Here is a 12,127-nt window from a genome sequence, read left to right on the forward strand (position 1 = left end):
TTTATGAATAAGAAGGAATTGCGCACCATCCTGCTGGCCGAAGACAGCCCCGCCGATGCCGAAATGGCCATCGACGCGCTGCGCGAAGCCAAGCTGGCCAACCCAGTGGTGCACGTGGAAGACGGCGTCGAAGCGCTGGACTTCCTCAACTCCACCGGCCGCTTCGAGGGTGATCCTAAGCCACTGCCGGCGGTGGTGTTGCTGGACATCAAAATGCCGCGTATGGATGGTCTGGAAGTGCTCAAGCACCTGCGCAGCGACGAAAAACTCAAGCGCGTACCGGTAGTGATTCTTTCCTCCTCGCGCGAGGAAAGCGATCTGGCGCGCAGCTGGGATCTGGGCGTCAACGCCTATGTGGTCAAACCGGTGGATGTGCGCCAGTTCTTTGATGCGGTGCAGACGCTTGGCCAATTCTGGGCGGTGCTCAACGAGGCTCCGGAGTCGGACGATTGATGCTGAGAGGCAGGCGCATCCATGCAAGACGGTAAATCGGCGGCCGCCGCTGCCACCCGGGTACGAATACTACAAGTCGAGGATTCCGAGCTCGATGCCGAGCTGATTATCGACGAATTGTGCGATGACGGCCTGATTTGCGAGGTGCGTCTGGTCGCCGACGAGCAGGCGTATCTGGCCGCGCTGGACGAGTTCGATCCGCACATCGTGTTGTCGGATCTGTCCATGCCCGGCTTTGACGGGCATCGCGCGTTGGAGCTTTTGCGCGAGCGTGATCGCCTGCTGCCGTTTATCTTCGTCTCCGGCACCATCGGTGAGGACGCGGCCATTCGCGCCCTGCGCAATGGCGCCACCGACTATATCCTCAAGCACAACATGACGCGCATGGCCACCGCCGTGCACCGCGCGCTGCGTGAGGCCAATGAACAGCGCGCGCGCGAGCATGCCGAAAACGAGCTGATGCGCGCGCAGCGCTTTGAAAGCCTGGCGCTGCTGGCCGGTGGCCTGTCGCACGATTTGCGCAATCTGTTGCAGCCACTGCTGCTGGCCGCCGACACGCTGGATGACTACAGCGACGATCCGCGCCTGCGCCGTCTGGGCGACCTGGTGCGCGACTGCGGACGGCGCGGCCTGGAAATGGTGACCTCCATGCTCACCTTCGCGCGCGGCGCCCGCCGTGCCGAGCGGGTACGCGTGGGCGGCCTGTTCGACGCACTGGGTCTGCTGCTGCAGGGCAGCGTACCGAAAAAGATTTCGCTCAACATCGATGCCGATGATCCAGAGCAGGAGTTCGAGGGCAACCACACCGAGCTGCAGCAATGCCTGCTCAATCTGTGCCTCAACGCCATGCAGGCCATGCCCGAGGGCGGGCACCTGAATCTGCACGCCCGTCAGGTGGAGCTGGATGATGGCTTCTTCAACGAAGGCGAAGCCGCCAGCGGGCCGGGCACGTATCTGCGCCTGAGCGTCAGCGATACCGGTACCGGCATGACGCCGGAGGTGCTTGAGCGCCTGTTCCAGCCGTTCTTCACCACCAAGGACGATGGCACCGGACTGGGTCTGCTCTCGTGCAAGCGCATCGTCGGCAGTCATGAAGGCGTGCTGCGTGTGGAAAGCGAGGTCGGCGAGGGCACCACGTTCCACCTGTACCTGCCGCTGCGTGATGCCGCCGAGTTGGACGATTCCGATGCCATGCCATACGGCGATGGCGAGCAGGTGCTGGTGGTGGTCGAGGAGGCGGCCCAGCTGTCGCTGCTGTCCGACACGTTGGACAGCTACGGCTACCAGGTGCGCACCAGTCAGAGTGGTACTGCGGCGCTGCAGGCCATCGGCCAGTCGGGTTTGCCCGACATGGTGGTGATGGACGCAGACATGAACCTGCTGACCGGCGTGCGCACGCTGGTGGCGCTGATGGAGAAAAACTACAACGGCGCGGTGTTGCTGTTGACCCGTCCCGAGGCGCCACCGAACCTGGAAGAGTTGCCGCCGCTGCCGCATCTTCAGGTGCTTGAGAAGCCGGTCAATGTCGGCTCCCTGTTGCGCGCGACCAAGCGCTCACTGGAGCTGGCCCGGGCCGATCGCGAGGATGAGCAGACCGACGGCACCCAGGCCGACGGCGAGCAGGACTGAGTCGAGCGTCCCCGGGGCGCCAGCGACGACAGCAAAACGGCCGCCTTGTGAAGGGCGGCCGTTTTGCTTGCCGGGTGGCTAAAGCCGGCCCGGTTATTCGATATCTAGCTTCTTCAGCTTGTAGCGCAGTGCGCGGAAGGTGATGCCCAGCTTCTTGGCCGCCGCGGTTTTGTTGTAACGGCACTCCTCCAGCGCGCGCATGATCGCCTCGCGCTCCAGATTGGAAATGTAGTCGTCCAGCGGCTGGCCACCGGTACTTCCGCCGCGTGCTGCCGCAGTGGCCGGGCCGGTGGTGGAGATCGACGACTCTCCCGGTTCGCTGGCGCGTTCCAGCGGTTCGTCGCCGGGCACCCGTGGCGCGCGCGTGGGCAGCATGAGGTCGGCCACTTCGATCTCGTCCCCGTCGCACATGGCCATGGCCCGCTCAAGGATGTTTTCCAGCTCACGGACGTTACCCGGGAATGGATAGCTCTCAAGGGACTGGAGCGCGTCGCGGCCAAGCTTGACCTCATGCTCCTCACTTTCGCGGGCCAGTTGCGCAAGAATCGCCGTGGCCAGACGTGGCACGTCCTCGCCGCGCTCACGCAGTGGCGGCACGTTCAATTCAATGACGTTGATGCGATAGAAAAGGTCCTGCCGAAACTGTCCCTCTTCGACCAGGTGCGCCAAGTCTTTGTGTGTGGCCGACAGCACGCGAACATCCACCGGGACTTCACCGCGTCCTCCGATCGGGCGAACCGCCTTTTCCTGGATCACGCGCAGCAGCTTGACCTGCATGTGCATGGGTAGTTCGGCGACCTCGTCCAGGAACAGCGTGCCGCCCTGGGCCGCCTGGAACAATCCTTCCTTGTCTGAATGGGCGCCGGTAAAGCTGCCGCGCCGATGGCCAAAGAACTCACTTTCCATCAACTCGGAGGGAATGGCGCCGCAGTTGACCGGAACGAACGGGCCCTGTGCACGCGGCCCCTGTTCGTGAATCAGTCGCGCAACCAACTCCTTGCCCACCCCCGACTCGCCGCTGATGTACACCGGCGCCTGGCTGCGCGCCAGCTTGGCGATGGTGGCGCGAACCTGCTGCATCGCCGGCGACTGACCTATCAGGCGCTCACCGGCGGCTTGGGCACGGGACTCGGCCTGTCCACTGCGGCGCTGCTGATCGAGCTCAAGCGCGGTGTGCACGAGCCGGCGCAGCAACTGGATATCGACCGGTTTGGAGACAAAGTCGAAAGCGCCGGCCTTGAGCGCAGTGACGGCCGCTTCCACGTTGCCATAGGCGGTGATCATGGCGACGGGAGTTTCGGGATGCTGCTCGGCGATCAGCTCGATCAGCTCCTGTCCCGAGCCATCGGGCAGGCGCATGTCGGTGAAGCACAGTTCGTAATGCCGCGTGCCCAGCAACTGGCGCGCTTCGCTGACATTGGCCGCTGCGTCCACGTCCAGGTCCATTCGGCCCAGGGTGATGGTCAGCAATTCGCGGATGTCGCGCTCATCATCCACCACCAGGACGCGCTGTTTGCTCATGACGATGCATTCCTTTGTCGAGGACGAAACACGCCAAGATTAGCGTGTGAAGACGTCGGCCGCCAAAAAATCGACATCACGCGGGTACAGGGCTGAATCCTGGCGCGCGTGCCGGGGCCGCCAGTGTGATGCGAAAGCAGCTTCCGCCGCCGGCCACCGGCACATATTCGAGCGTGGCCTGGTTGGCTTCACACATCTGTCGGGCCAGGTAGAGGCCCAGGCCGGTGCCGTATTCGTGGGTGGTGTAGAACGGCTCGAAGATCTGCGCGGCCACCTTGGGTGGGATGCCCGGCCCGCGATCGACTACCTCGATCAGGGGTGGGCCAACCTCGGAGGCGTGCCGGGCGATGACCATGACGCGGGCCGGCTCGCCCGGCATGCGACCGTAGCGCAGCGCGTTCTGTACCAGGTTCCAGACCACCTGTTGCAGATGCTGGGCATCGGCCAGCGCCTCCACGGCGCGCGGCTGCACGATGGCACGCAGCGAATCGCTGCCCAGGTCCACGCCCTGCTTGAACTCGTCGACAAAGCTCAGCGCCCAGGCATTGAGATCCAGCGTTTCCGGCCGCGAGCGCTCGCGGCGCGATAGTTGCAGGATGTTCTCGATGATCTCGTTGAGCCGCGAGCAATGGTTATTGATGATCTCGACCATGCGCAGGTCGGCGTTGTCCAGGCCTTCCGACTCGGCCAGAAGTTGCGCTGAATAGCGGATGGCCGCCAGCGGATTACGGATCTCGTGGGCAATCGAGGCCGACAACCGGCCCAGCGAGGACAGGGTGAGCTCCTCGGCACGCCGCGATACCAGCGAGGTGTCATCAAGAAAAATGAGCACGTGGGAATCGTCGTTGGCGGCCAGGCGGGTGAAGCGAGGCACCACCTCGGGTGTGCCGTCGGCCAGCGCCACCGCCGTTTCGTCCAGCTTGCCGTAGCTGCGCCACTGGAACAGCCGGCGTGACAGCTCCGGCGCCAGCGTGCCCAGATCGCGCTCCTGTGGGGGTGGATTGCCCAGCAGCACCCACGCCGATTCATTGAGCTGGTGCACACGGTTGGCATCGTCGACCAGCATCACGCCGGTCTTCATGCGCCGGATGATCAGCTCGTTCACCTGTGCCAGGTTGGCCAGATCCAGCCCCCGTTGCTCGGCCAGCGCATGGGTAGCCTTCATTTGCCGTTCCAGCGAATGGCACAGCAGGGCCGAGGCCATGTACGCGAGCCCGAAAAGACCCGGCTCCAGCAGCTCGTGGCCCAGGTCGGCGCCGGGCGTCAGCAGCACGATGGCCCGCGCGATCATGCCCAGCGATGCCAGCGCCGCGAAGAACAGCGACAGGCGCAATGGCAAGAGCAGCGCACCGACGGCAATGTTGATCACCAGCATCAGGGTGATGCCGGTGTGCATGTCCGAGATCAGGGTGGCGGCGGCCAGCGCGCCCAGCACATCCACGCTCAGTAGTGCCGTTACGGTCGCCTGCACGCGGGTCACGCCGCGCTGGGCGCGCCACAACCCGGCCAGCGCCAGCGCCGCCATCGCCAGCGCAAGGAGGTGGGTGGGAGCCGGTGCCTTGAGCACGGTCAGCCGTGCCGAGGCCGGGCTGAAGGCCAGCACCACATAGATCAGGGCCTGGGCGACCCGATACCAGCACAGGAACAGCAGTTCCTGACGTTGTGTGGCGGCCTGGCTGCGGGCGGCGCGGGCGGGCATGGCGGACTCTAACTCACCGATTCGAAAGACATTGGCGGCAGTATAGCGGGGCGCGCCGCCGTCTGTTTCGGGACCGGCCCTTTCCATCGGCGGGCGTATCCGGGACAATAACGGGCCGTTTCGTATGGGTCGCCCCGGGCCAGCTGGTCTGCTCGCGCACCCCCGACGCACTCAACCGCGCTCGCCCCGCCAGCGTCTTTCGCCGGCCTGTCGCGTCCGCATGTTTTTTCGTTCGCTCGAGGTACCGAATGAACTTCCACGAGTATCAGGCAAAAGAACTGTTCGCCCAGTACGGCATCACCGTACCGCCGGGCAAGGTGGCCGATAGCGCCGATGCGGCCGTCGAGGCGGCCAAGGCTCTGGGTGGCACGCAGTGGATGGTCAAGGCGCAGATTCACGCCGGTGGCCGTGGCAAGGCTGGCGGCGTCAAGTTCTGCCGCAGTCTGGATGACGTGAAGGCGGCCGCAGCCGGCATGCTGGGCACGAAGATGGCCACCTACCAGTCCGGCGGCCGCGCGCTGCCGGTCAATCTGGTGCTGGTCACCGATGCCACCGACATCGCCAAGGAACTGTACCTGTCCATCCTGGTCGACCGCGACACCAAGAGCGTGTCGTTCATCGCCTCCAAGCACGGCGGCGTGGACATTGAGCAGGTGGCCAAGGACACTCCGGAAGACATCCACACCATCGCCGTGGATTTTGTCGAGGGTCTGCAGCCGTACCAGTGCCGTCAGCTGGGCTTTGCCATGGACCTGAACCCCAAGCAGGTCGGTCAGCTGACCAAGATCATGCTGGGCCTGTACAAGCTGTTCAACGAGAAGGACCTGTCGCTGGTTGAGCTCAACCCGCTGGCCATTCTCGAGGACGGCAACCTGGCTGCCCTGGACGGCAAGGTGAACTCGGACGACAACGCCGAGTTCCGCCACAAGGATCTGGCCGCCATGCGCGACCCGACCCAGGAAGATGCGGCCGAAGCGGCCGCCATCCAGCACAACCTCAACTACGTCACCATGGACGGCAGCATCGGCTGCATGGTCAATGGTGCCGGTCTTGCCATGGCCACCATGGACGTCATCAAGCTGGCAGGCGGCGAGCCGGCCAACTTCCTGGACGTGGGCGGCGGCGCCACCAAGGAGCGCGTGACCGAGGCCTTCAAGCTGATCCTGTCCTCGGACAAGGTCAAGGCCATCCTGGTCAACATCTTCGGCGGTATCGTGCGCTGCGACCTGATCGCCGAGGGCATCATTGCCGCGGTCAAGGAAGTGGGTTTGACCATTCCGGTGGTGGTGCGCCTGCAGGGCACCAACGTCGAGAAGGGCCGCGAGCTGCTGGCCAACTCCGGTCTGGCGATCACGCCGGCCGATGATCTCAACGACGCCGCCCAGAAGGCGGTTTCCGCGGCGGCCTGAGGGAGAGAGAGAAAAGCATGAGCGTTCTCGTCAACAAAGATACCAAGGTGATCGTGCAGGGCTTCACCGGCCAGCAGGGTACCTTCCATGCCGAACAGGCCATCGATTACGGCACCAAGATTGTCGGCGGCGTCACGCCGGGCAAGGGCGGTACCGAGCACATCGGTCTGCCGGTGTTCAACAGCGTCAACGAAGCGGTCGATGAGACCGGCGCCAATGCGTCGGTGATCTTCGTGCCGCCGCCGTTCGCCGCCGATTCCATCCTGGAAGCGGTCGACGCCGGCATCGAAGTGATCGTGGCCATCACCGAGGGCATCCCGGTGCTGGACATGCTGCGCGTGAAGAACGTGCTCAAGGAGCATCCGGAAACGGTGCTGATCGGCCCCAACTGCCCGGGCGTCATCACTCCGGGTGAGTGCAAGATCGGCATCATGCCGGGCCACATCCACACGCCGGGCAAGGTGGGCATCGTCTCGCGTTCGGGCACGCTGACCTACGAAGCGGTCTACCAGACCACGCAGGAAGGCCTCGGTCAGTCCACCTGCATCGGCATCGGTGGCGATCCGATCAATGGCCTGTCGTTCATCGACTGCCTGAAGCTGTTCCAGGACGATCCGGGCACCGAAGGCATCATCATGGTCGGCGAGATCGGCGGCAGCGCCGAGGAAGATGCGGCCGAGTTCATCGCCGAGTACGTGACCAAGCCGGTGGTGTCGTTCATCGCCGGTGCGTCGGCCCCTCCGGGCAAGCGCATGGGTCATGCCGGCGCCATCATCTCCGGCGGCAAGGGCACGGCCGAGGCCAAGTTCGCCGCGCTGGAGAAGGCGGGCGTGACCACGGTCAAATCGCCGGCCGACCTGGGCAAGACCCTGGCGGCAAAGATGAAGTAAACCGCGCCGCGGTTTGCCTCACGTAATATGCGAGGGCCGCGGAATTTCCGCGGCCCTTGTTTTTTCAAGGTAAGGAGAACTCATGGCCACGTTGCGCCTTGCGCTGGCCCAGCACGATTTCGCCGTTGGCGCCGTTGAGGCCAATACGCGTCGCGTTATCGACCTTGCGGCGCGCGCTCGCGAGGCCGGTGCGGGGCTGGCCGTGTTTCCCGAGTTGGCCTTGAGTGGCTATCCGCCCGAAGACTTGCTGCTGCGCCCGAGCTTTCTTGAGGCCTGCGATCGCGGGCTGGCCGAAATCGCCGAGGCCTGTCGCGGTATCGATGTGCTGGTCGGGCATCCGGCGCGCGTGGCCGAGGCCACCTACACGCCCGACGAAAGCGCCTCCGAGCCGCCGCTGATGAACGCTGCCAGCCTGTTGCGCGATGGTGCCGAGCTGGCGCGTTATGCCAAGCATGCGTTGCCCAACTACGCGGTGTTCGACGAAAAGCGTTACTTCACGCCGGGTAGCGACTGCCGCGTGGTCGATATCGATGGCGTGCGCGTGGGGCTGCTGGTGTGCGAGGACATCTGGGTGGAGGCGCCGGTGCAGGCCGCGTGTGCTGCCGGCGCCGAACTGCTGGTGGTGATCAACGCTTCGCCCTATTGCGTGGGCAAGCATGCGCAACGCCTCGACGTGCTCAAGCGTCAGGCCCGCAAGCATGGCGTCGGCGTGGCCTATGTGAACCTGGTCGGCGGCCAGGATGACCTTTTGTTTGATGGTGGCTCGGTGCTGGTCGATGGTGATGGCCGCGTCGCGGCGGTGGCGCCGGCGTTTGCCGAAGCGCTGCTGATCACCGAGTTCGACAGCGCCACGCGCCGCTTCCAGGCGGTGGACTGGCCGCAGCCCGACGCGCCGGACACCGGCGAGTTGGCCACGCTTTACAGTGGCCTGGTCATGGGTCTGCGCGACTATGTGCACAAGAACGGCTTTTCCGGGGTGCTGCTGGGGCTTTCCGGCGGCATCGATTCGGCGCTGACACTGGCGCTGGCGGTGGATGCCCTGGGCCCCGGTTCGGTCACGGCGGTGATGATGCCCTCGCGCTACACCTCGCAACTGTCGCTCGATGGCGCACGCCTGCAGGCCGAGGCCGCGGGCGTGGAATATCACGTGCTGTCAATCGAAAGCGGTTTTGCCGCGCTGGCCCAGACCCTGGCACCGGCCTTCGCCGGCAAGGGGCCGGATATCACCGAGGAGAACCTGCAGTCGCGGTTGCGTGGCGCCATGCTGATGGCGTTGTCCAACAAGCACGGACGGCTGCTGCTGGCCACCGGCAACAAGAGCGAGATGGCGGTGGGCTACGCCACGCTCTATGGCGATATGTGTGGCGCCTACGCGCCGCTCAAGGATGTCTACAAAACCCAGGTCTACGCGCTCTCGCGCTGGCGCAATACGCAAGGTCCGGCCATTCCCGAGGCGGTGATCGAGCGCCCGCCCTCGGCCGAGTTGCGCGAGGATCAGACCGATCAGGATTCGCTGCCCGATTACGACCAGCTCGATGCCATCCTGGCACGCTTCATCGAGGGCGAGCAGTCGCAGGCCGATATCGTCGCCGCCGGCTTCGAGGCCGAGACCGTGCGTCGCGTGTTGCGTCTGGTGTTGATCAACGAGTTCAAGCGTCGCCAGTCGGCGCCGGGGCCGCGCGTGACGCGGCGTGCCTTTGGCCGTGAGCGCCGTTACCCGATCACCTCGGGCTGGCGCCCGTAAAGCTTTGGCAACGCGCCGTGCCGATACTGGTCGGTCCATGGTGCACGGGTGGCGGCATGCTTGACCGCCCGTGCGCCTGCCACGATGCTACAAGGTCGCCCGCCGGAGAGGGCTCCGGCATTCGGGTGTGATGCCGCCGCGGGGCGGTCAGGAGAAAAGCTTCAGATGAACGATTCACCCAAGAACAAGAACATCACGCTGCCGCCCACGGTCAGCGCCCGCATCACGCCGGCCGGTGGCCTGGACGTGCTTTCGCGCAACGAAGTGACCCGCTTGCGCGACGCCAGCGGTTCGGGTCTGCACGCCCTGCTGCGCCGCTGCGCGCTGGCGGTGCTGACCTCCGGCCACATGAGCGACGATCCGCGCTCGATTTTCGAGCAGTATCCGGACTTCGACATCCAGGTGTTGCAGCAGGATCGCGGCATCAAGCTGGAACTGACCCACGCGCCGGCGCAGGCCTTTGTCGACGGCCAGATCATCCGCGGCATCAACGAGCTGCTGGTAGCGGTGGTACGCGACATTATCTATGTGGCCACGCAGGCCGAACAGGGCAGCTTCAACCTTGACGACAGCGTTGGCCTGACGCACTCCGTGTTCGAGATCCTGCGCAATGCGCGCATCCTGCGCCCGCAAGTGGATCCGAACCTGGTGGTGTGCTGGGGCGGTCACTCCATCGCCCGCGACGAATACGAATACACCAAGCAGGTCGGCTATCAGCTGGGCCTGCGCAGCATCGACATCTGTACCGGCTGCGGTCCTGGCGCCATGAAGGGCCCGATGAAGGGGGCCACCATCGGGCATGCCAAGCAGCGTCGTCGGCACAACCGCTATATCGGTGTCACCGAGCCGGGCATCATCGCCGCCGAATCGCCGAATCCGATCGTCAATCACCTGGTGATCATGCCCGATATCGAGAAGCGCCTGGAGGCCTTCGTGCGTATCGGTCACGGCATCATCGTGTTTCCGGGTGGGGTCGGCACGGCTGAGGAAATCCTCTACCTGCTGGGCATTCTCACCCATCCAGACAATGCGGGTGTGCCGTTCCCGCTGATTTTCTCCGGTCCGCGCGAGGCGGCGCCTTACTTCGAGCAGATCGACCGTTTCCTGCGTCTGGCACTGGGCGAGTCGGTGGCCGAGCACTACGAGATCATCATTGATGATCCGGCCGCCGTCGCGCGCAGCATGGTGCGTGGCATCGATCGGGTGCGCAATCACCGTCTGGACAACAAGGACGCGTTCTTCTTCAACTGGACGCTCAATATTCCGTACCAGTTCCAGCAGCCGTTCCCGCCCACGCACGAGGCCATGGCGAATCTCCGTATCCGTCATGACGCGCCGCGTCACGAGCTGGCGGCCGATCTGCGCCGCGCGTTCTCCGGCATCGTCGCAGGCAACGTCAAGGAGGAAGGCATCCGCGCCATCGAGACGAGCGGCCCGTTCCTGATCGACGGTGACGCCGATATCATGGAGGCGCTGGATGAGCTGCTGCAGGCCTTCGTGGTTCAGCACCGCATGAAGCTGCCGGGTGGCAGCGACTACGAGCCTTGCTATCGCGTGGTGCGCGAAGGCGCGTAAAAAAGTTGCACGCAGGGGCTTGACGAAAAGTCTCTGCGTGCAGACAATAGAGAACTCGGTTGCCCGAATAGCTCAGCTGGTTAGAGCACTTGACTGTTAATCAGGGGGTCGTAGGTTCGAGTCCTACTTCGGGCGCCACTTCCATCCATAGGCGTTGACGCGTTTATGAAGCAAAAAACCCGCGCTTGTCGCGGGTTTTTTTGTGCCCGACTTTTTATGCCCTCGTCGTGTTGTTTTGCGGACCAGTACGCAGTTCGAAAATGCGCCTGACGTCAATTTGCAACATCGCCAGTGACAGTGCGTGTGTCTGTTTACCTTGACCAGTCGCGTGCCTGTCACGGTTATTTTGGGGAAAGGTGGGGCATGCCGATGGGCCCTGCCCTGATTGCGCGACGCTTCCCGGGAAGCGCATCTGTCGCGTGGCATCTAGATCATGTGTCGATGGCAGACAAGGAGCCAGTCATGATGAGAGCGTTTCGCTTCAATGATCCTAAGGGCAATACAGTGACGGCCAAGTACGAAACCCGCGAGGACATGGGGGTGGTGCTGTGGGACGTGGTGTTCACCGATGACAGTGGTGCCGTGGTGGGAATGGCCAAGTCCAGCTCGCCCGATATGGCGCATCTGGAAGCCGATATCCGGGCAGCCGCGCAACGGCACGGGGTTGGCGTCGGCGCGGCCTGAGATGCCACTGCACGTGCTGCAGTGTGAACCGGATCGCGGTTGCGGGAGCCATCACACCTGTGATGTGCACTAGTACCTTGCTCGGTGGATGGTGCTCGTACCATCATCGATGCAGGTCAGATTTTTTGAGGTTTGTCGCGCATGATTCCGTACCGGCCTGGCGATCAGATTACCCGCAAGAGCCGCCATCGTGGCGTCGAGTTCGTGGTCAAGATGGGCCTGGAGCAGCAGCAATGGCGGGTCCATCGCATCGACATTCCCAGCATTGGTGACATCCAGCCGGACAACATGGTCGCGGGCGACTTGTTTGGCGCCTTCGATGAAGCCGAGCTTTCGGCCTGCATGCGTATTGCCGAGGCCCTGGACGCAAGCGCCCAGCAGGCACCCTTGCCGGATGTGAGCATGGAAGGCGCTGCTGCCTCGTGCGCACGTCCCGGCCTAAGTGCGCCACGCCGCATGCTTACGCCGCGACGCTGAATTGCGGTGCTCCATAGCCTGAGGCCACTCTCCAAGACATAAAAAA

10 protein-coding genes and 1 tRNA gene are annotated in these 12,127 nt (G+C 64.1%); 9 read left to right on the plus strand and 2 right to left on the minus strand.

Annotated elements, in window-relative coordinates:
- Positions 1-3: 3 nt before the first annotated feature.
- Entirely contained in the window at positions 4-453 is a 450-nt protein-coding gene (locus tag HBF24_RS04505) for a response regulator (RefSeq protein WP_167169592.1), read from the plus strand.
- A gap of 21 nt (positions 454-474) precedes the next feature.
- A complete protein-coding gene (locus HBF24_RS04510) occupies positions 475-2,082 on the plus strand; it encodes a response regulator (RefSeq protein ID WP_167169595.1) in 1,608 nt (535 codons plus the stop codon).
- A 93-nt stretch (positions 2,083-2,175) separates the two neighbouring features.
- On the opposite strand, the gene HBF24_RS04515 is transcribed toward HBF24_RS04510, so the two are convergent.
- Together HBF24_RS04515 and HBF24_RS04520 are read right to left on the minus strand one after the other, a co-directional pair.
- Positions 2,176-3,603, minus strand: a complete 1,428-nt coding sequence (locus HBF24_RS04515; RefSeq protein WP_167169598.1) for a sigma-54 dependent transcriptional regulator — start codon at positions 3,601-3,603, stop codon at positions 2,176-2,178.
- Positions 3,604-3,679: 76 nt separating this feature from the next.
- The gene (locus HBF24_RS04520) at positions 3,680-5,302 is read right to left on the minus strand and encodes a HAMP domain-containing sensor histidine kinase (protein WP_167169600.1); all 1,623 of its coding nucleotides are present in this window, start codon (positions 5,300-5,302) and stop codon (positions 3,680-3,682) included.
- A 248-nt stretch (positions 5,303-5,550) separates the two neighbouring features.
- Here HBF24_RS04520 and sucC point away from each other — a divergent pair, with 248 nt between their 5' ends.
- From sucC to HBF24_RS04555, 7 genes are all read left to right on the plus strand, one after another.
- Positions 5,551-6,711 carry an ADP-forming succinate--CoA ligase subunit beta gene (gene sucC, locus HBF24_RS04525; RefSeq protein ID WP_167169603.1) on the plus strand — a complete coding sequence of 387 codons (1,161 nt, stop codon included), beginning with the start codon at positions 5,551-5,553 and terminating at the stop codon, positions 6,709-6,711.
- 17 nt (positions 6,712-6,728) lie between these two features.
- Entirely contained in the window at positions 6,729-7,601 is an 873-nt protein-coding gene (gene sucD, locus HBF24_RS04530; RefSeq protein ID WP_167169606.1) for a succinate--CoA ligase subunit alpha, read from the plus strand.
- An 82-nt stretch (positions 7,602-7,683) separates the two neighbouring features.
- Positions 7,684-9,345: an NAD+ synthase gene (locus tag HBF24_RS04535; RefSeq protein WP_167169609.1), complete on the plus strand. Its 1,662-nt coding sequence runs from the start codon at positions 7,684-7,686 to the stop codon at positions 9,343-9,345.
- 165 nt (positions 9,346-9,510) lie between these two features.
- The gene (gene ppnN, locus HBF24_RS04540; RefSeq protein ID WP_167169612.1) at positions 9,511-10,920 is read left to right on the plus strand and encodes a nucleotide 5'-monophosphate nucleosidase PpnN; all 1,410 of its coding nucleotides are present in this window, start codon (positions 9,511-9,513) and stop codon (positions 10,918-10,920) included.
- A 61-nt stretch (positions 10,921-10,981) separates the two neighbouring features.
- A tRNA-Asn gene (locus HBF24_RS04545) sits at positions 10,982-11,058 on the plus strand.
- A gap of 324 nt (positions 11,059-11,382) precedes the next feature.
- On the plus strand, positions 11,383-11,604 hold the full coding sequence (locus HBF24_RS04550; RefSeq protein WP_167169615.1) for a hypothetical protein: 222 nt from the start codon (positions 11,383-11,385) through the stop codon (positions 11,602-11,604).
- A gap of 141 nt (positions 11,605-11,745) precedes the next feature.
- Positions 11,746-12,081 (plus strand): hypothetical protein, encoded by a 336-nt coding sequence (locus tag HBF24_RS04555; protein WP_167169617.1) that lies wholly within the window; start codon positions 11,746-11,748, stop codon positions 12,079-12,081.
- The last annotated feature ends 46 nt before the right edge of the window (positions 12,082-12,127 follow it).

Origin of the sequence: Oleiagrimonas sp. C23AA (assembly GCF_011759385.1) — a bacterium.
In the GTDB taxonomy this organism is placed as follows: Bacteria; Pseudomonadota; Gammaproteobacteria; order Xanthomonadales; family Rhodanobacteraceae; genus Oleiagrimonas.

Bases quoted from the DNA above. Each gene is read 5' to 3' on its own strand.
- HBF24_RS04515 (WP_167169598.1), bottom strand. From the start codon at position 3,603: ATGAGCAAACAGCGCGTCCTGGTGGTGGATGATGAGCGCGACATCCGC.
- sucC (WP_167169603.1), top strand. From the start codon at position 5,551: ATGAACTTCCACGAGTATCAGGCAAAAGAACTGTTCGCCCAGTACGGC.
- sucD (WP_167169606.1), top strand. From the start codon at position 6,729: ATGAGCGTTCTCGTCAACAAAGATACCAAGGTGATCGTGCAGGGCTTC.
- HBF24_RS04555 (WP_167169617.1), top strand. From the start codon at position 11,746: ATGATTCCGTACCGGCCTGGCGATCAGATTACCCGCAAGAGCCGCCAT.
- HBF24_RS04535 (WP_167169609.1), top strand. From the start codon at position 7,684: ATGGCCACGTTGCGCCTTGCGCTGGCCCAGCACGATTTCGCCGTTGGC.
- HBF24_RS04550 (WP_167169615.1), top strand. From the start codon at position 11,383: ATGATGAGAGCGTTTCGCTTCAATGATCCTAAGGGCAATACAGTGACG.
- ppnN (WP_167169612.1), top strand. From the start codon at position 9,511: ATGAACGATTCACCCAAGAACAAGAACATCACGCTGCCGCCCACGGTC.
- HBF24_RS04520 (WP_167169600.1), bottom strand. From the start codon at position 5,302: ATGCCCGCCCGCGCCGCCCGCAGCCAGGCCGCCACACAACGTCAGGAA.
- HBF24_RS04505 (WP_167169592.1), top strand. From the start codon at position 4: ATGAATAAGAAGGAATTGCGCACCATCCTGCTGGCCGAAGACAGCCCC.
- HBF24_RS04510 (WP_167169595.1), top strand. From the start codon at position 475: ATGCAAGACGGTAAATCGGCGGCCGCCGCTGCCACCCGGGTACGAATA.